Source organism: Streptomyces misionensis, assembly GCF_900104815.1.
Classification (GTDB): Bacteria; Actinomycetota; Actinomycetes; order Streptomycetales; family Streptomycetaceae; genus Streptomyces; species Streptomyces misionensis.
This window is the reverse complement of sequence record NZ_FNTD01000004.1, coordinates 795932-813051: the sequence shown is the minus strand read 5'-3', so window position 1 is coordinate 813051 and position 17120 is coordinate 795932. Positions and strand designations below refer to the sequence as shown.

Sequence of the window (17120 nt, the reverse complement as noted above, 5' to 3'; positions counted from 1 at the left end):
GGGCCGGTCGGGGCCCCGCTCCGCGTGCTCCCCGCCCCCGTCCGACGGGCTGTTTGTCGGACGGGCGGAAGACCCCGTTCGAGCGATGCCCTCACCCGACCCGGTGAGCCCGCCGCGCCGGGCGTACCGGCGGCGGGTGACGGACGTTGCCCCGGCAGGAGCCACTGGGACCGGATCGGCCGGACGGATCGAACGGACCGGGTGGGCCCGATGGACCGGATGCCACGGGGGGATCGGATGGACCGCGTCGAAGGAGCCCGGGTGCCGCGGAGCCGGGAGCCGATCTACGCCCGGCTCGTCGCCGAGTGGCGGGCGCAGGGCAGGGCCGTGCCCACCGACCCCGAGATGCCGTGGACCTCCCTGGCCGGCCTCGCCGATCTCGCCGATCTCGCCCTGCGCACCGGGTCGGGTGCGGAGCCGTCCGGGCGCCCCTGAGCCTACGGCGCACCCTGGCCCGTCGTCAGGCGTTCCCAGAGCCTCCGGCGCTCCCGGCCTGCTGCCGCCCGGTGTTCCTGCGCTTTCGGCGCTCGGCCTGCCGCCGCCCGGTGTACCTGAGCTTTCGGCGCTCTCGGTCTGCCGCCGCCCGGGCCCGACGCCGCCCGGTGTTCCTGTGCCTCCGGCGTTCCCGGCCTGCCGCCGCCCGGCCTTCCTGTGCCTCCGGCGCACCCGGCGTACCACCGCCCGGTGTTCCTGAGCCTCCGGCGCTCGGCCTGCCGCCGCCCGGCCTTCCTGTGCCTCCGGCGCACCCGGCGTACCACCGCCCGGTGTTCCTGAGCCTCCGGCGCTCGGCCTGCCGCCGCCTGGCGCTCCCGGCCTGCCGCCGCCCGGGCCCGACGCCGTCCGGCGTTTCTGTGTCTCCGGCGGACTCGGGCCTCGCCGCCTGGTGTTCCTGCGCCTCCGGCGTTCCCGGCCCCGCCGCCTGGTGTTCCTGCGCCTCCGGCGTTCCCGGCCACGCCGCCCGGCTTTCCTGTGTCTCCGGCGTTCCCGGCCTGCCGCCACCCGGCGATTCCGCGTCTCCGGCGCCCCTTGGCCTGCCGCCGCCCGGCGTTTCCGCGTCTCCGGCCCAGCCCGGCCCGCCCCCTCGGCGTTCCTGCGCCTGCGGCCCACCCCGGCCCGCCACCCGGTGTTCCTACGCCTCTGGCGCTTCCGTCCCCGCCACCCGGCGTTCCCACGTCACCGGCGCACCCCGGCCCCGCCACCCCTACCGGCCGCCCGGTGCCGGGTCGCCGCCGGTCTGGGCGGCGAGGACCGCCAGTGTGCCGTTGGCCTGTCGCAGCGCGTCCTCGAGGGTGCCGGGGGAGTGCAGGGTGCCGGTGCCGTCCGGTGGCACCAGCCATTCCAGCGAGCGGGCGGGCCGGTACGGCGGCGGCACCGCGACCCAGGAACCCCTGGTCGCATGGCGCAGCCCCGCCCCCACCCAGCCCCCGGAGGGGTCCGGCGGCAGGAAGAAGCCGACCCGGCCCGCCGTGAGGTCCACCAGGGTCGGGCCCGGCACCGGCAGGGCGGGCTGCCACAGCAGATCCAGGGTGAGCAGCCCGAGCCGCTCGGGGACGCTGAGCACGTCCCAGAAGCGCCCCGCCTCCAGCAGCGCGATCCCCTCGCCGTGGTCCCACTCCCACTTGCACGCCCGTGGATCGGCCGCGGCTGCCGCCAGCCATTCCACGCCCCGCATCCACATCGTGTTCGTCATGCACTGCTCCGCATGTTCTCGCTCGCCTGCCATGGACGCAGGAAAGGGCCGTGTCCGGGCACTCCGTGCCTTCGCACAACATCCCGGCATATGCATGCTCGTAGATATTTCTACGTGGCGGAAGGGGTGGCGTGCCCTGGCGTTTGAGTGGGGACGTCGAACTCCGCGCACCAGTTCGTCAGTTGGGCGAGGGGGGACGCGTCACCCGCACGAGGTTGCGCACACCGGCGCGGCGATCGATCCCGGCCCGTTGGACTCATGCCGCGGGGCCGCCGGGGTCCGGGGCCAGCACCAGCATGGTCGCGTCGTCGCGCACCTCGTAGCGCAGCCGCGCGAGGTCGGCCCACACCGCGTCGGGCAGCTCGCCGTGCCCGGTGCCCGCGAGGGCCGCGAGCCGGTCCGGCAGCGGATAGAAGGTGCCGGAGCGCGACCGCGCCTCCCAGACGCCGTCGGAGGCCAGCAGCAGCCGGTCGTCCGGCTCCAGCGGCACCGTGACCTCCTTCGGCGGATCGATCCCGACCAGACCGAGCCCCAGCGGGGTGCCCGGCATGACGGTGATCTCCCGGGCGTCGCCCTCGCGCAGCAGCACCGGCGCCGGATGACCGCAGACCACCACCCGCGTGGTGCGCGCGTCGCCCTGGAACTCCAGGAGCACGGCGGTCGCGAACATCTCCCCGTCCGACACTCCCGCCGCGTCCACGTCGAGCCGGCGGTCCATCCGGGCCGCCACCTGCTCCAGGTCCTGCTCGTCCAGGACCGCCTCCCGGAACGCCCCCAGCAGCGACACCACGGTCGCGACCGCCGCGAGCCCGTGCCCGCGGACATCACCCATCACCGCCCGTACGCCGTACGGCCCTTCACGCACGTCGAAGAAGTCCCCGCCCACCAGCGTGCCGTTCTCGGCGGCCCGGTAGAAGCCCGTGCAGCCGATGCGCCCGACCCGCGCCGGCAGCGGCGGCATCACGGCCCGCTGCACCGCCTCCCCGATGGCGCGCTCCACCCTCAGCTGGGCGTCGCGGCGGCTGCTCACGAACGCCACCAGCACGCTGAGCAGGGCGACGAACGCGATGGTGAGCAGATCGGTGTTGCCGGGCCGGTTCAGATGGGTGCCCGGCACGTTCAGCGCCAGGACCACCAGGGCGCCCAGCAGGGCGGTGCCGGCGGGGCCGTACGACAGCACGGCCAGCGGCGGTATCGCCCCGAGGAGGAAGCCGAGATCCGCGGCATGCGGCGTGACGGTCGCCGCGACGGTCACCGCGACCAGCAGCAGCACCGGCAGCAGCCGTATCCACCACGGCGGTGGCGCGCCCCGCAACCAGCCGCGATCCTCCTGGCTCCCGCGCGACGACCACCCGCGCACCGATCGCACAAGCCCACGCTACGCCGCCCCCGCGAGGAGGGCCCGCCGGTGGACGGCACGGAGAAACCGGTGGACAGCGAAGCCGCGGCCCGCCTAACGTGTGGCCGCACGCCCGAGACCGACGGAAGGAGTGAGTGTCATGGCCGTTGTCATCATGCGCTCCCCCCTTCCCGTCGCCCGGGTGTGCCAGGCCTGACCGGGAGCGCGCCCCGCATCCCGGAGGAAACCCTTCATGACCGACCTGGTCATCCGCACGCTCGACGCGAGCAGTGCACACCTGTTCGACACCATGCCCGACCTGCTCGCCTTCGCCGAGCGGCACCGGCAGAGCCGCTTCCGCCCCGAGTGGCAGCGCATCGCCCAGCGCGACGGCCGCACCGTCGCCCGAGCCGCCTGGTGGGCGCGGCCGGAAGACACCGAGCCGCTGCTGATCAACTGGTTCGACGTCGCCGAGGGCGAGGAGGCGGCCGGGGCCGAACTGCTGCGGACCGCGCCGTGGCACTGCGACGAACTCGAACTCGACCTGCCCACCGGCTGGCGCGACGACCCCCGGCTGCGGGCCGCCGCCGACACCCGCGCCGCCGCCGCGCGCTCGGCCGGCTACACACCCCTGGTGGAGCGCTTCCTCTACCGCTGGACCCCGCAGTGCGGCCTGCCCGAACGCCCCGGCCGCCTGGTCTTCGCCCCCGAGCCGGACGACGCCGTCTTCCACCACCTCCTGCGCCGCATCCACTCCGTCACCCTCGACGCCCACGCCCGCCGGGCCGTCGCCGAGGGCGGGGTGGAACAGGCCGCCCAGGAGGAGATGGACTTCTTCCACTGGATGCCCTCGCCCCGCTCCTGGTGGCAGATCGCCCGCACCCGCGACGGCGAGCCGGTCGGCATCCACATCCCCGGCCGCAACCCCTCCGGCCCCTGCGTCGGCTTCATCGGTGTCGTCCCCGAGCAGCGCGGCCACGGCTATGCCTACGACCTCCTCGCCGAGTGCACCCACCTCCTCGCCGCGCACGACGCCGAGTTCATCGCCGCCGCCACCGACCAGGGCAACTTCCCGATGGCGGCCCACTTCGCGACGGCCGGCTACCCGGTGGTGCGGGAGCGGGTGAACTTCTGGGCCGGCCGCGCGGGCAGCGCCGGGTGACGCGCTGACCGTGCGGTGACCGGCGGCGAAGCGGGGGAGGGGCATGGGGGTCCGACGCCGGCGCTCCGGCTGCCTCACCCCGCCCCGGGTTCGCCGTCGACGGCCTATCGCCCGAACCCTTCGTACTTTCCAGGGAGTTGGGGCTTCATGCCTCCCCGCGGGGAATTCCTCCCTTCGGGGTCAGGTGGCGGTCTTTCCCCGTCCGGGTCCCGGTGGCCAGCCGATAGTGGAGCGGCCACCGGGCCCGGGTCCGGCGGTGTTCTGGTGAACTGCGTGACCGGAGGGAAAACCATGCCCACCAGCGAGGCGAACAACCGTGTCGAACTCGTCTTCTCCCTGTTCGACGCCAACGGCAACGGCGTGCTCGACCCGGGGGACTTCGAGCTGATGGGCAGGCGGGTGGTGGAGGCCGTGCCCGAGGCCGACGACCGCGCGAAGAGCAGGATGCTCCAGGCGTTCCAGGGCTACTGGGACACCCTGCGCACCGAGCTGGACGCCGACGGCGACGGGCAGGTCAGCCCCGAGGAGTTCAACGCCATCGTGCTCGACCCCCAGCGGTTCGACGTCACCGTCGACGAGTTCGCCGAGGCGCTCGCCGCCCTGGGCGACCCGGACGGCGACGGCTATGTCGAACGCCCCCACTTCGTCGCCCTGATGACCGCCATCGGATTCCGGCGCCCCAACATCGAGGCCCTGTTCGACGCCTTCGAACCGGTCCACGGCGACCGCATCCCCGTGGTCACCTGGGCCGACGGCATCCGCGACTACTACCGTCCCGAGAAGTCCGGCATCCCCGGCGACCACCTCGTCACGGACGTCGCCCGGTGACCGGCGCCCAGGACGCCCCCGTCGTCGGGCTGGCCGTGGGCCGGGGCACGGGACCCGAACTCGCGGACGTCTTCGAGCGGGTGCTCGGCGCGCTGACCGCCGGCCACCCGCACGGCGTGACGATCGAGCGCTCCCCACGCCTCTACCACTCCTACGTCTCGCTGCGCGCCGAACGGGACATCGCCCGGATACGCGCGCTGACCGCCGAGGACGCCGACCACTACGAGCGGTTCTGCCGCACCCGCGCCGAGCGGGGCACCACGGCGGTGTTCCGCACCGCGATCAACGCCCAGTCCCTGTACCTCGTCCGCGAGCGGCTGCGCGCCGTCAAGGTGGACCTGCTCGGCACCCGCGGACGCTCCCTGCTGCTGGTGCGGGACCAGGCCCAGGGCTTCTACACGGGCGGGAACCGGCACACGCCCGGCGAGGTCACCCGCACCATGACCTTCAGCCGGGACACCACCGAGGCCGTCGTCGCCTACGCCCTGCGCCGGGCCCGGCAGGAGTGGCCGGACGGGCGGATCGGCCGCGTCGTGATGGCCTACAAGTTCCATCTGCTGGACGGCGCGCTCGACGCCTGGGTGAGCGCCCTCGCGGACCGGCTCGGCGTCGAGATCGGGCTGTTCCAGCCGGACACCGTCAACCGCGACCTGATCACCCACGGCCTGCCCGACCGCACCCTGCTGATCGCCGGGAACGAGTGGGCCGACATCATGCACACCGTGCTGCTGGACCGGTTCGACTCCGAGCGGCAGGAGAACCGCTGCACCGAGAACGTCTTCCTCGACCCCGCGCTGTCGGGGCTGACCGAGTACCAGACGGTGCACGGCTCCGCCGACGACCTCGCCGGACGGGACCTCGTCAACCCGGTGGCCACGATCCGCGCGGCGGCGCTCGTCGCGGAGCGGCACGCCGGACGCGCCGGCGCGGTGGCGGCCGTGGAGAAGGCCCTGCGGATCCTCGGCGGACAGGGCGTGTGCACCCCCGACCTCGGCGGACGGCACTCCACCAGCGCCGTGACCGACGCCCTGCTCGCCACCCTCGACGCGCCCGGGACCGGTGGCACACCGGCGGACGCCGCCCTGGTCGGCGGGTCGTGACCGGCGGGACGGAGGAGGGGACGGCCCTGGTCGTCGTGGACGTGCAGAACGACTTCTGCGCGAGCCCGACGGCCCTGGCCCGCTTCCCCGGCGACCCCGCCGTGCTGGAGGCGGCCGTCGCCGGCACCGTCCGGGCGGTGGCCGAGGCCCGCGCCCGGAACGTGGAGGTGGTCTTCGTACGCTTCACCGGCGACCCCGGACACCAGGGCCCCGCCTGGCGGCTGCGGGACCGCGCCCTCGGCAAACGGCCGAAGTGCCTGGAGGGCTCCTGGGGCGCCGACTTCCACGCGGTCTCCCCGGCGCCGGGCGAGCGCGTCTTCACCAAACGGGCCCGCTTCGACGCCTTCCTGGGCGACGGCTTCGAGGCCCACCTCACCGCCCGGGGCACCAGACACCTGGTCCTCGCCGGGTTGTTCGCGGACGTGTGCGTGGACACCACCGCCCGCACCGCGTTCCAGAAGGGCTTCCACGTCACCGTCCTGACGGACTGCACCACCGCCCTGCACCTGCCGTACGACGCCGTCCTGCGGTTCATGCGCGTGGTGTACGGCGCCCGGACCACCACCGTGGAGGATCCCGCGGCCTGGACCGCGCCCGCGGACCGGAACGAGGAGGAACCGTGCCTGCGGCCGTCGGGCTGACGGGCGGGGTGGCCCACGGAGTGGGGCGCACCGCCCTGCTGGTGGCCGCGGCCCGCGCCATCGAGACCCACCGCCCCGACGCCCTGGCCCGGGACCCGCTCGCCGAGCACTTCGTGCGCGCGGCCCCGGTCTCGGCCGGCTGGCCGGTCCGCCCGGGACAGGTGCCCGGCGGGGAGGCCGACCCGCTGTGGGGCCGGCTGGGGCGGTACTTCGCCCTGCGCACCCGGGTTCTGGACGATCACCTGCTCCGCTCGGCGCACCTGGGCGTCCGCCAGGTGGTGCTGCTGGGCGCGGGCCTGGACTCCCGGGCGTACCGGCTCGACTGGCCGCCGGGGTGCGCGGTGTACGAGGTGGACACCGCCGAGGTGCTGGCGTTCAAGCAGTCGGTGCTCGACCGCGTCCGGGCGGTCCCGCTGGCCGACCGCCGCCCGCTCGCGGCCGACCTGCGGCATGAGTGGACCGGGGCACTGCGGGACGCGGGCTTCGACCCCGGCGCGCCCACCGCCTGGCTCGCCGAGGGGCTGCTGCTCTACCTGCCCGCGGCGGCCGAGCGGCGCCTCGTCGCCACGGTCGACCGGTTCAGCGCCGCGGGCAGCACCCTGGCCTACGAGATCAAGACGATCGCGGAGTCACCGGAGGTGCGGTCCAGCCCCGTCTACGCCGACGCGCGCCGGCGACTCGGCATAGACCTGCTCGCCCTCTTCGACGGCGAGCCGCGCCCCGACTCGGCGGGCGAACTCGCGGACCGGGGCTGGACGGTGACCGTCCGCACCCCCTACGAGTTCACCCGCCGCCACGGCCGCGGCCCGCTGCCGGAACCCCATGACGCCCTGGCCGCCAACCGCTGGGTCTTCGCGGCCGCCTCCCGCGCCGGCGAGAGCTGCGCCGGCGCACCGGGCAGACGAGAACCGTCGGACAGGTCCTCGCCAGGGTCCTTCGTCAACCCCCGGCGCCCGTCAGACGGGCCTCCGCGGTCGTCAGGACCTCGGTGACCCGGAGGCCGAAGGCCGCGTCGCAGGGGTGCGGGCGGCCCGTGGCGGCGGCGGTCAGGAGGGCGTCGGCGGCCCGGGTGAGCGCGGTGGTCGCGTCCTCCGTGCCGGGCGGCAGGGCGGTGACCCCGGCCTCGCCGCGCAGTTCCACCTCGGCCCCGGCCGCCGCGGGCGGGGCCGTCAGGCTCAGGGTGAGGGTGCTGGACGCCCCGGCGGCGTGGTCGAGGACCACGTGCACGGTGTCGCCCTGACCCTGCCCGGCGGCCACCACCCGGGTGACATCGCCGAGGACCGGCAGCAGCACCGACAGCGCGTGCGGGCCCACGTCCCACAGCGCGCCCTTCTCCCGGCGCCACGGCGAGGCCGCGAACGGGCTGTCGGTGGTGAACACCGCGCCCAGCCACTGGGCCCGCGCCGTGAACCAGCCCGCGACCGCGGCCTGTTCCTCGATCCAGGCCTCCGGCTCCTTCTGGAACCGCGTGGTGAAGAACACCACCGACGCCACCCGGGCGCGCTCCGCGGCCTCCGCCACCGCCCGCGCGTCGGCGACCGTGAGCGCGAGCGGCTTGTCCAGCAGCAGATGCCGTCCGGCCCGCGCCGCGCGCACCGCCAACGGGGCCTGCACGGACGGCGGCAGGGCGACGGCGACCGCGTCCACATCGGCGAGCAGCGCGTCCACCTCGTCGTACGCCGTGACGTCGTACCGCCGCGCGAGCGCGCCGGCCGCCTCCGGTCTGCGGCCCCACACCCCGGCGAACTCCAGGCCGGGGTGCCCGGCGAGGGCGGGGGCGTACGCCGCCCGGGCCCACGGGCCCGTTCCCAGCAGTCCGATGCGCATATGACGTTCCTTTCGGCGGGCCGTGGCCCGCGTTCTCAAGAACCCGTGAACTGTTCGTCGTCCAGGAGCCCGTCGTCCGGACTCCCGCTGCCCGCGAGCCAGTCGGCGATGGTGGCGGCGATCGGCTGCCCGGTGTCCATCTCCACGAATCCGAACTGACCGGACTGGTTGCACTCCAGGAACCACCAGACGCCGTCGGCGTCCTCCGCGAAGTCGAAGGCACCATAGGCCAGTTCGGCACCGCGCAGATACCGCAGCACCCCCTCGGCGACCGGAGCGGGCACCTTCGCCGGGGCCCATGGGGCGACCGACGGGGCGAACCGGACGTCCACGTCGTCCGGATGGGCGTCCGGGGCGACCGGCTTGCGGGCCGCCAGCAGGGTGCCGCCGACGGCGGTCAGCCGGATGTCGGCCCGCTTGGGCACGCGTCGTTGCAGCAGCGTCGGCCCGTAGGCCACCGCCGTGAAGTCCGTGTCCGGCGCGACCCGGCTGGTCGGCACCGCCCGGGGCGGCTCCTGCGGATGCGCCCCGGAGACCGGCTTGACCACCAGGTCCGGATGGCGCCCCGCGAACTCCCGCGCCGCCCCCGGGAGCGTGGTGATCAGCGTCTCCGGCACCGGCAGTCCCGCGCGTTGCGCGAGGTGCAACTGCCAGGGCTTGTACCGGGCGCGCCGGGCGGCGTCCGGATGGTTCATCCAGCGCGCGCCGGTACAGCGGAGCATGCCGTACAGCGCCTGCGCGGACTCCTCGGTCAGCCAGGCGGACGGCTGGGCGGCACGGGCCGCCGCGGTCCCGGGCCTGCGCAGCCAGACGGAGCGCAGACCGTCCATGTCCACGAGGCGCCCGCCCACGGACAGCTGCCCGTGGCGGGCGCCCCGCCCGTACTCGCCCGACAGCGCCACCCCGTTCGTCAGATCGGCGGGATCGAGCCGGACGACGGGCACGCCGGCCTCGCCGAGCCGGAGGACCACCATGTCCGCCGTCACGTCCTCTTCACTGGTCAGGATGAGCACGGTCATCGTCTGCGGGTCCGCGGCTCAGTCGTCGAAGTGCGTCTTGGAACCGGCGGTCGAGGTCGTGGTTCCCAGCGCGCGCAAGGTCGCGTGATCGGTCGCGGCGATCCGCCCGTCCGGGAGGACGTTCAACTGCAGTCCGGAGTCGTACGCGTACGGAACGGTGACTTCCAACTGCACAGCCGGGCGCGCGTAGTTGAGCGTGAACGGTTGCATGGTCTCTCCCTGGTTCGGCTTTCACGTCCTTATACGAATCGAACGGGTGAATGGTTTCCTTACGCTGCGTGACGGTGCCACGGAGGGAGGCGTTCCACCGGTCCGGTGTGCGCCGGTGTTCACGCCGTGAGCGCCTCGCGCGCCACCGTCAGCGCTTGCTCCGCGTATCCGCGTCCGAACAGCACCGCGTGCACCAGGAGCGGGAACAACTGGTGTACCCCGACGCGGGCGCGCCAGCCGTCGGCGAGCGGCGCCGCCTCCTCGTAGCCCGCCAGGACGCGGTCCAGATGGGGGCAGCCGAAGAGCTGAAGCATCGCCAGATCGGTCTCCCGGTGCCCGCCGTGCGCGGCCGGGTCGATGAGCCGTACCGCGCCGTCCGCGCCCCACAGCACATTGCCGCTCCACAGGTCGCCGTGCAGCCGGGCGGGCGGCTCGGCGGGACCGGCCAGCTCGGGCAGCCGGGCGCAGAGCCGCTCGAACACCGCCGCCTCGCCCGGTCGCAGCGTGCCCCGCTCGACCGCGCCGCGCACATACGGCAGCACGCGCCGTTCGGCGTACCAGCCGCTCCACTCGGCGCCGGGGGCGTTGCGCATGGGGGCGAGCCCGATGTACGCGTCCTCGGGGCCCCCGGGCGGCGCCGCCCCGAAGCAGGGTGCGCCCGCCGCGTGCAGGGCGGCCAGCGCCTGACCGAAACGGAACGCCGCCTCCGGGTCGGGCCGGCCGGTCGCCACCCGCTCGGTCACCAGCCAGCGCTCGTCGCAGCCGAGCACCGCGGGCAGCCGTACGGCTCCCGCCGCGGCCAGCCAGCGCAACCCCGCCGCCTCGGCGCGCACCGCCCCGGGGATGTCGGCGCGCTTGACCATCACCGGTGTGCCGTCGTCCAGCCGCACCTCGACGGGCGAGGCGGACACCGCATACGTGCCGCTGACCGCGCGCCCGGTGAGCCGGGCCGCGACCTGTCCAGGATCCTCGTCTCGCGTGACCACGGCTTCAGAGTACGGCTCGCAACACCAGGCCAGGAGAGGGTACTTCGACCGTTGATACGACACTTTTCGGCCGATCGGCGGCGGCCGCCGGCCCGCCCGGGCGCGCTCCGGCGGCACGAGTGCGCCGAAGGGTCACACGAGGCGCGGCCCGTACCGTCAGTCGCCGGCCGGCCGCCGGCGCGGGGTCAGGCCCACCGGGTTGCCGGGCGGCAGCAGACCCGAGTTCTCCACCGCGTCGGCCAGCGGATCCAGCAGGGCGGCCAGGCGCGCGGTGCGGTCCGGGCCGAGCACGGCCCACGGGCCCTCGGCCGCCGCGTCGGTCAGCGCCTCGACCTCCGCGCGCGCCGTCGCCCCGGCCGCGGTGAGCGAACCGTCCGCCGCGAGCAGCCCCCGGGCGCGCAGCCGGTCCCCGCCCGCCGCCCAGTCGGCCTGCTCCCACCTGCGCGTCTCCCGCAGGAAGGCCCCGTCCGACTCGCCGGCGGCCGCCTTGAGCAGCATCGCCTCGACCGGCCCGAGCCGCCGGCTCACCAGCGCCGCGACGTGCCCGTCGCCCCGGTGCTCGCGCAGGGTCGTCACCGCCTGCCACAGCCGGGCCGTGGGCCGCTCCGGGCGCTCCAGCGCCTGGTTGGCGGCGGCCAGCACCCGGCCGGAGGTGTCCGCGGCCGACGCGGCCGCCCAGGCGAGGTCGGCGGCCTCCGCGAACCGGGCGGAGCCGGTGACGTCCGCCCCGAACAACTCGGTCATCGCCGCGTCCATGGCGTCCTCGCGGGCCGCCAGCACCTTCGCGGGCGCCGCGTACGTCCACGCGTCCGGCAGCGCCCGGGCCGCGCGGGCAGGGTGGAAGATGTAGAAAGCGCTGGTCACGACGGCGGGGGAGACCTCGCCGAGCGGGGCCGCGCGCAGCGCGAAGTAGCCCATCCAGAACCCGCGCATCCCGAGCGCGTCCGCCGCGCGGCGGGCCTGCGGCGCGAAGTACACCAGATCGTGCACCGGTTCGTAGCGCTGCCACAGGGCCCGCGCCGTTCCCTCCACCACTGCCGCCTCCCGCCGCGTGTCGTGCCGTCCGGCACCAGAGTGCGCTATGACGGCTGTCATAACAAGAGGGGGTGGCGGATTTCCCGTGGCGGTGGCGACGGGGCCGGACGAGGGGCCGCGGGGCGGGCGCACTGGGGCAGACGGGTGGCCGGGTGACCCGGCTGGGCGGCCCGGATGGTGGGAGCCGGTGCCCTCACTGACGGTGGTTCATGTCGAGACCGGGTCCATCGAGCTGATGAGGTATCCGCTGCCCGGCCCCGGCGGAAGGACAACACGATGCGTTCTGCCCGTACCCTCCTGGCCACGGCAGCCGCCGCGGCCGCCCTCGCCTTCGCCACGCCCGGCGCCGCGTTCGCGGTCCCGGCGGGGCACGACTCGGGCGGTGGGGACTCCTCCTCGCACAGCAGTGACTCCGGCGGCGACCGCGGCAAGGGTTCCGACCGGGAACAAGACAACGGCAGCGGCGGCGGTGACGAGCGCGGACACGACCGGCCCCGCGGCGGAATGCACACGGGTGGCGGAGCGCTCGCCACCGTGCTGCGCGGCGACAGCTGGGCCTCCGGCACCGGCGAGAGCAAGTTCAACCCCGAGACCTACCGGGAGGACAAGGGCGGCGACGAGGGCGGCAGCGGCGGCCGCGGCAAGGGCGGCGGCGGCGACGACGAGGGCGGCAGCGGCGGCCGGGGCAAGGGCGGCGGCGACGACGAGGGCGGCAGCGGCGGTCGCGGCAAGGGCGGCGGCGACGAGGGCGGCGACGACTGGGGCGGCGGCTCCGACGGCGGCCGCGACAAGCCGCGCGGCGGCATGCACACCGGCGGTGGTGCCCTCGCCGATCCCGGTGTCACCACGGGCGGCCTGGCGGTGCTCGGCGTGGCCGCGGCGGGCGTGTACGCGCTGCGCCGCAAGCAGGCAGGCCGGCCGGCCTCCTGACCACCCGCCCGCCCCGCAGGACGCGGACGCCGCCGGCCCCGAGGAGTGCCGGCGGCCCGTGCGGGGCGGGACCCGGGTGCCGGGCGCCCGCGCAGGCCGCCCGGTGCGCTTCGACGCCGTACCCGCCGTGGGCCCCGTGTCCCGGCCCCGCCGGCCGTCCGCCGCCCCGGCGCCCGGCCCGGCTCCGATCCCCGTGCTGCCCTGCCCGAGTTGAGGTGGTGTCCGATGGCGGCAGAACCGTCCTCCTCCCCGTCCGGCGAACCGGCGCCGGACCCGGGAGCCGCCGGCCGCGGTGGGCGGCTGGTGCTGTGGGGGGTGGCGATCCTCTTCCTGGCCGTCAGCGTGTTCGGCGGCCATCACGGGACGCTCCCCGCGCCGCGGGCGACCCCGGCCTCGGGCGCCAGCTCCGCCGGTCAGGCCGACCCCCGGGTCGGCTCCGCGCTGCCCCGCTCCGCGCCGACCCGCCTGCTCATCCCGAAGATCGGGGTCGACGCCCCCTTCACCCGGCTGTCGCTCGCCGCCACGGGCCAGCTGGAACCGCCGCCCGCCGCCGACACCAATCTCGTCGGCTGGTACGCCAAGGGCGCGGCCCCCGGGGAGAAGGGCACGGCGATCATCGCCGGACACGTGGACACCAAGATCTCCGCGGCCGTCTTCGTCGATCTCGACCGGCTGACGACCGGCGACCGGTTCTCCGTGGAGCGCGCCGACGGACGGACCGCGAACTTCGTGGTGGACAGCGCCGAGACCTTCGCCAAGGACGACTTCCCGAGCGAACGCGTCTACGCCGACGCCGCGCGCCCCGAGGCCCGCCTCATCACCTGCGCGGGCGACTACGACCACACGGCGAAGGACTACACCGACAACCTCGTGGTCTTCGCCCACCTCGTGTGACCGGCGATCAGCCCCGCTCCGCCGCGAAGGCCCCGCCCGCGCCGAACACCCGCGCCGCGAACCGCTCGCCGATCCGGCGGTGCGCCGCGGCGTCCGGGTGCAGGCCGTCGGGCAGCGGCAGTTCGGCGAAGTCGGCCTCGCCGTACAGTTCGCGGCCGTCGAGGTGGAACAGGAGGCCGTCCTCGGCCGCCCGCTCGCGCACGATCCGGTCCAGCTCCGCCCGGACGACGGCGAGCGTCAGCTTCCCGGCCGCCGTCTCCGCCGGGTCCCCGGCCGCCCGGAACCCGAGCCGGCCCTCGCCGAGGGCGGCGAGGTCCCAGGCGGTGGGGCCGGGCGTGTCCTCGTGGATCGGGCACAGGATCGGCGAGACGACGAGCAGCGGGGTGTCTGGGTGCCCCTCGCGGATGGTGTCCAGGAAGCCGTGCACCGCCGGGCCGAAGGCGCGCAGCCGCATCAGGTCGGAGTTGACGACGTTGATGCCGAGCTTGACGCTGATCAGGTCGGCCGGGGTGTCGCGCAGCGCGCGGGCGGTGAACGGATCGAGCAGCGCGCTGCCGCCGAGGCCCAGGTTGACCAGCTCCGCGCCGCCGAGGGCGGCGGCGAGCGCCGGCCAGGTGGTGGTGGGGCTCGCGGCGTCGGAGCCGTGGCTGATCGAACTGCCGTGGTGCACCCAGACCCTGCGGCCCCGGTCCGGCACCGGCTCCACGGGTGCGTCGGTGCGCAGCGCGACCAGCTCGGTGGTCTCGGTGTGCGGCAGCCAGATCTCCACGTCCTTCGGCGTGTCCGGCAGCCCGGTGAAGCGCACGGTGGCGACCGGGCCCGGCGTGTGCTCGGTGTTCCCGGTGGCCAGGTCGATGGTGAGGGTGTCGCCGCCGTCGGCCCGGCCGCTGCCCGCCGGGCGGCCGTCGACCAGCAGGTCGTACACCCCGTCGGGGCGCGGGGGAGCGCCGACGTAGACCCGCTTGGTGGGCAGCGTGTCCAGCTCGATCGTGGTGGCGCGGGTGCGCAGCACCAGCCGCACGCCGGAGGGCTGGGCCTCCGCCAGGGCCAGCTGCGGGTCGGCGCACTGGGCGCGGGCCCTGGCCGGCAGCCGGTGCGGCAACAGCCCCCGCTCGGTGCGTTCCAGGTCGAGGGCGCCGCGTATCAGGTCGGCGGTGAGCGGGGTGGTGTGCATCATCCGGTCCTGCTTTTCCATGGGTTCGGGGGCGCGGCTCAACGAGCCGGCCAGTTGCGCAGCAGGGAGTCCAGCGCCTCCACGATCCGGGTCCAGGACTCCTGCGAGTCGGGCGCGCTGTGGCTGAAGCCGCCGGCCGCCTCCAGGCTGACGTAGCCGTGGAACACGCTGCCCAGCAGCCGCACCGCGTGGGTCTGGTCGGGTTCGGCCAGGTCGTAGCCGCGCAGGATCGCCCGCATCAGCTGGGCGTGCCGTACTCCCGCGCTCGCCGCGGCCGTCTCGTGGTCCAGCGGGTACCGGGCCGCCGTGTAGCGGCCGGGGTGGGCGAGGGCGTAGTCGCGGTAGACGTCGGCGAAGGCGACGAGCGCGTCCTTGCCGGCCCGTCCGGCGAGTGCCTCGGCGGCGCGGTCGGCCAGCTCCGCCAGGGCGAGCAGCGCGATCCGCGTCTTGAGGTCCTGGGAGCTCTTCAGGTGCGAGTACAGGCTCGCCGTCTTGACGTCGAACCGGCGGGCCAGCGCCGACACCGTCACCTGGTCGAAGCCCACCTCGTCGGCCAGCTCCGCGCCCGCGCGGACCAGTCGCTCGGTGGTCAGTCCGGCACGCACCATCAGCTTCCTCCCTGTTTCCGAAACAGATTATGCGTCTCCCTAAAGGCTTTAGGCAAATCCGGGCGCCGTCATGGAAAGCGCGAACGGCCGCCGACCGGAACTCCGGTCGGCGGCCGTCGGGTGCCGTGGGCCAGGCGTCAGACCGCCGTGGCCGGGTACGTCGGGTACTCCACGCCCGACACGTGCTGCACGACCCGGACCACCTGGCACGAGTAGCCGAATTCGTTGTCGTACCAGAGGTAGAGGATCGCGTTGTCGCCGTCGACCTTCAGCGCGCCGGCGTCCACGATCGAGGCGTGGCGCGAGCCGATGAAGTCGCTGGAGACCGCGTCCGGCGCCGTGGTGAAGTCGATCTGGCGCTTGAGCGGCGAGGTCAGCGACACCTCGCGCAGGTAGTCGTGGACCTCCTCGCGGGTGGTCTCGCGGGCCAGCTGGAGGTTGAGGATCGCGATGGAGACGTCCGGCACCGGGACGCGGATGGAGCTGCCGGAGATCTTCGCCTTGAGGTCGGGCAGCGCCTTCGCCACGGCGGAGGCGGCACCGGTCTCGGTGATCACCATGTTGAGCGGCGCGGAGCGGCCACGGCGCTCGGCCTTGTGGTAATTGTCCAGCAGGTTCTGGTCGTTGGTAAACGAGTGGACCGTCTCCACGTGGCCGCGCAGCACGCCGTACTCGTCGTCCATGGCCTTCAGCGGCGGGACGATCGCGTTGGTGGTGCAGGAGGCGCAGGACAGGATCTGCTCGTCCGGCTTGATCGTGTCGTGGTTGACGCCGTGCACGATGTTCGGGACGTCGCCCTTGCCGGGCGCGGTCAGCACGACCTTGTCGATGCCGGGGCGCAGGTGCTTGGACAGGCCCTCGCGGTCGCGCCACTTGCCCGTGTTGTCGATGAGGATGGCGTCCCGGATGCCGTACCGCGTGTAGTCCACGGACGACGGGTCGTCGGCGTAGATCACCTTGATGGCATTGCCGTTGGCGACGATCGTGCTGCTGTCCTCGTCCACCGTGATGGTGCCCTGGAACTGGCCGTGGATGGAGTCGCGGCGCAGCAGCGAGGCGCGCTTGACGATGTCCTGGGCGCCGCCGCCGCGCACCACGATGGCCCGCAGGCGCAGCCCGTTGCCGGAGCCGGCCTTCTCGATCAGCAGACGGGCGACGAGCCGGCCGATGCGGCCGAAGCCGTAGAGCACGACATCGCGCGGCTCGCGCCGGTCGATCTTGTTGGCGCCGGTGGCCCCGGCGACCGCCTCGGCGGTGAACTCCTCGACGCTCAGGCCGCGTTCGTCGGCCTTGTACATCGTGGCGAGCATGCCCAGATCGATCTGGGAGGGGCCGAGGTCCAGGGTGGTCAGGGCCTTCAGGAAGGGCATGGTCTCGGTGACGGACAGCTCCGCGCCGGCTATCTGCCGGGCGAAGCGGTGCGTCTTGAGGATGCTGACCACCGACTTGTTCACCAGGGAGCGGCTGTGCAGCAGGACGGTGACGTCCCGCTCGCGGTGCAGCTTCCCGATGAGCGGGATCATCGACTCCGCGATCTCCTCGCGGTTCTTCCAGTTGGTGAACGAGTCGTCGTTGACAGTCACAACATCTATCTTTCGAGCTAGGCAGCGCTCATATGGTAACCACACCCTACTGGGAGCCCCGGACGAGCCCGCACGGGGGTGCCCGAAGCGGTGA

18 protein-coding genes are annotated in these 17120 nt (G+C 74.5%); 8 read left to right on the top strand and 10 right to left on the bottom strand.

Translation table 11 applies throughout. The features are described 5' to 3' along the window. Positions 1–261 precede the first annotated feature (261 nt). The gene (locus BLW85_RS05260; protein WP_167381353.1) at positions 262–435 is read left to right on the top strand and encodes a hypothetical protein; all 174 of its coding nucleotides are present in this window, start codon (positions 262–264) and stop codon (positions 433–435) included. 766 nt (positions 436–1201) lie between these two features. Here the strand turns inward: BLW85_RS05260 and BLW85_RS05255 are convergent. Together BLW85_RS05255 and BLW85_RS05250 are read right to left on the bottom strand one after the other, a co-directional pair. Beyond that, a complete protein-coding gene (locus BLW85_RS05255) occupies positions 1202–1690 on the bottom strand; it encodes a hypothetical protein (RefSeq protein ID WP_070024560.1) in 489 nt (162 codons plus the stop codon). A gap of 256 nt (positions 1691–1946) precedes the next feature. Then, a complete protein-coding gene (locus BLW85_RS05250) occupies positions 1947–3059 on the bottom strand; it encodes a PP2C family protein-serine/threonine phosphatase (protein ID WP_074991050.1) in 1113 nt (370 codons plus the stop codon). Between the two features lie 223 nt (positions 3060–3282). Between BLW85_RS05250 and BLW85_RS05245 the strand changes: the two genes are divergently transcribed. From BLW85_RS05245 to BLW85_RS05230, 5 genes are all read left to right on the top strand, one after another. After that, the gene (locus tag BLW85_RS05245; RefSeq protein ID WP_074991048.1) at positions 3283–4191 is read left to right on the top strand and encodes a GNAT family N-acetyltransferase; all 909 of its coding nucleotides are present in this window, start codon (positions 3283–3285) and stop codon (positions 4189–4191) included. Positions 4192–4482: 291 nt separating this feature from the next. Continuing rightward, positions 4483–5019 (top strand): EF-hand domain-containing protein, encoded by a 537-nt coding sequence (locus tag BLW85_RS40735; protein WP_070024564.1) that lies wholly within the window; start codon positions 4483–4485, stop codon positions 5017–5019. Then, on the top strand, positions 5016–6119 hold the full coding sequence (locus BLW85_RS05240) for an isocitrate/isopropylmalate family dehydrogenase (protein WP_074991045.1): 1104 nt from the start codon (positions 5016–5018) through the stop codon (positions 6117–6119). Before BLW85_RS40735 ends, BLW85_RS05240 begins: the two co-directional genes overlap by 4 nt. Next, positions 6116–6760, top strand: a complete 645-nt coding sequence (locus BLW85_RS05235; RefSeq protein WP_074991043.1) for a cysteine hydrolase family protein — start codon at positions 6116–6118, stop codon at positions 6758–6760. The genes BLW85_RS05240 and BLW85_RS05235 overlap by 4 nt, the downstream gene beginning before the upstream one ends. Then, positions 6739–7752 carry a class I SAM-dependent methyltransferase gene (locus BLW85_RS05230; protein WP_239697835.1) on the top strand — a complete coding sequence of 338 codons (1014 nt, stop codon included), beginning with the start codon at positions 6739–6741 and terminating at the stop codon, positions 7750–7752. Before BLW85_RS05235 ends, BLW85_RS05230 begins: the two co-directional genes overlap by 22 nt. Here BLW85_RS05230 and BLW85_RS05225 read toward each other — a convergent pair. From BLW85_RS05225 to BLW85_RS05205, 5 genes are all read right to left on the bottom strand, one after another. Further along, entirely contained in the window at positions 7700–8587 is an 888-nt protein-coding gene (locus BLW85_RS05225) for a Gfo/Idh/MocA family protein (protein WP_074991041.1), read from the bottom strand. The genes BLW85_RS05230 and BLW85_RS05225 overlap by 53 nt on opposite strands. A 35-nt stretch (positions 8588–8622) precedes the next feature. Then, positions 8623–9606 (bottom strand): ATP-grasp ribosomal peptide maturase, encoded by a 984-nt coding sequence (tgmB, locus tag BLW85_RS05220; RefSeq protein WP_074991039.1) that lies wholly within the window; start codon positions 9604–9606, stop codon positions 8623–8625. An 18-nt stretch (positions 9607–9624) separates the two neighbouring features. Further along, positions 9625–9816 carry a putative ATP-grasp-modified RiPP gene (tgmA, locus tag BLW85_RS05215; RefSeq protein ID WP_046416733.1) on the bottom strand — a complete coding sequence of 64 codons (192 nt, stop codon included), beginning with the start codon at positions 9814–9816 and terminating at the stop codon, positions 9625–9627. 119 nt (positions 9817–9935) lie between these two features. Next, complete coding sequence (locus BLW85_RS05210; RefSeq protein ID WP_074991036.1) at positions 9936–10802, bottom strand: fructosamine kinase family protein; 867 nt, start codon at positions 10800–10802, stop codon at positions 9936–9938. Between the two features lie 156 nt (positions 10803–10958). Continuing rightward, on the bottom strand, positions 10959–11837 hold the full coding sequence (locus tag BLW85_RS05205) for an SCO6745 family protein (RefSeq protein ID WP_074991034.1): 879 nt from the start codon (positions 11835–11837) through the stop codon (positions 10959–10961). Between the two features lie 276 nt (positions 11838–12113). Between BLW85_RS05205 and BLW85_RS05200 the strand changes: the two genes are divergently transcribed. Together BLW85_RS05200 and BLW85_RS05195 are read left to right on the top strand one after the other, a co-directional pair. Continuing rightward, positions 12114–12767 carry a hypothetical protein gene (locus BLW85_RS05200; protein ID WP_074991032.1) on the top strand — a complete coding sequence of 218 codons (654 nt, stop codon included), beginning with the start codon at positions 12114–12116 and terminating at the stop codon, positions 12765–12767. 225 nt (positions 12768–12992) lie between these two features. Continuing rightward, complete coding sequence (locus tag BLW85_RS05195) at positions 12993–13661, top strand: class F sortase (protein ID WP_070024581.1); 669 nt, start codon at positions 12993–12995, stop codon at positions 13659–13661. 7 nt (positions 13662–13668) lie between these two features. On the opposite strand, the gene BLW85_RS05190 is transcribed toward BLW85_RS05195, so the two are convergent. From BLW85_RS05190 to BLW85_RS05180, 3 genes are all read right to left on the bottom strand, one after another. Further along, complete coding sequence (locus tag BLW85_RS05190; RefSeq protein ID WP_425275327.1) at positions 13669–14856, bottom strand: GDSL-type esterase/lipase family protein; 1188 nt, start codon at positions 14854–14856, stop codon at positions 13669–13671. A gap of 17 nt (positions 14857–14873) precedes the next feature. Further along, positions 14874–15443 (bottom strand): TetR/AcrR family transcriptional regulator, encoded by a 570-nt coding sequence (locus tag BLW85_RS05185; RefSeq protein ID WP_070024583.1) that lies wholly within the window; start codon positions 15441–15443, stop codon positions 14874–14876. A 137-nt stretch (positions 15444–15580) separates the two neighbouring features. After that, entirely contained in the window at positions 15581–17026 is a 1446-nt protein-coding gene (locus BLW85_RS05180) for a glyceraldehyde-3-phosphate dehydrogenase (RefSeq protein ID WP_070024585.1), read from the bottom strand. Positions 17027–17120: the final 94 nt, after the last annotated feature.

What these genes read in the sequence shown, in the direction of transcription:
- BLW85_RS05255 (WP_070024560.1), bottom strand. Translation starts at nt 1,690, where the DNA reads ATGACGAACACGATGTGGATGCGGGGCGTGGAATGGCTGGCGGCAGCC.
- BLW85_RS05245 (WP_074991048.1), top strand. Translation starts at nt 3,283, where the DNA reads ATGACCGACCTGGTCATCCGCACGCTCGACGCGAGCAGTGCACACCTG.
- BLW85_RS40735 (WP_070024564.1), top strand. Translation starts at nt 4,483, where the DNA reads ATGCCCACCAGCGAGGCGAACAACCGTGTCGAACTCGTCTTCTCCCTG.
- BLW85_RS05225 (WP_074991041.1), bottom strand. Translation starts at nt 8,587, where the DNA reads ATGCGCATCGGACTGCTGGGAACGGGCCCGTGGGCCCGGGCGGCGTAC.
- tgmB (WP_074991039.1), bottom strand. Translation starts at nt 9,606, where the DNA reads ATGACCGTGCTCATCCTGACCAGTGAAGAGGACGTGACGGCGGACATG.
- tgmA (WP_046416733.1), bottom strand. Translation starts at nt 9,816, where the DNA reads ATGCAACCGTTCACGCTCAACTACGCGCGCCCGGCTGTGCAGTTGGAA.
- BLW85_RS05200 (WP_074991032.1), top strand. Translation starts at nt 12,114, where the DNA reads ATGCGTTCTGCCCGTACCCTCCTGGCCACGGCAGCCGCCGCGGCCGCC.
- BLW85_RS05195 (WP_070024581.1), top strand. Translation starts at nt 12,993, where the DNA reads ATGGCGGCAGAACCGTCCTCCTCCCCGTCCGGCGAACCGGCGCCGGAC.
- BLW85_RS05190 (WP_425275327.1), bottom strand. Translation starts at nt 14,856, where the DNA reads ATGGAAAAGCAGGACCGGATGATGCACACCACCCCGCTCACCGCCGAC.
- BLW85_RS05185 (WP_070024583.1), bottom strand. Translation starts at nt 15,443, where the DNA reads ATGGTGCGTGCCGGACTGACCACCGAGCGACTGGTCCGCGCGGGCGCG.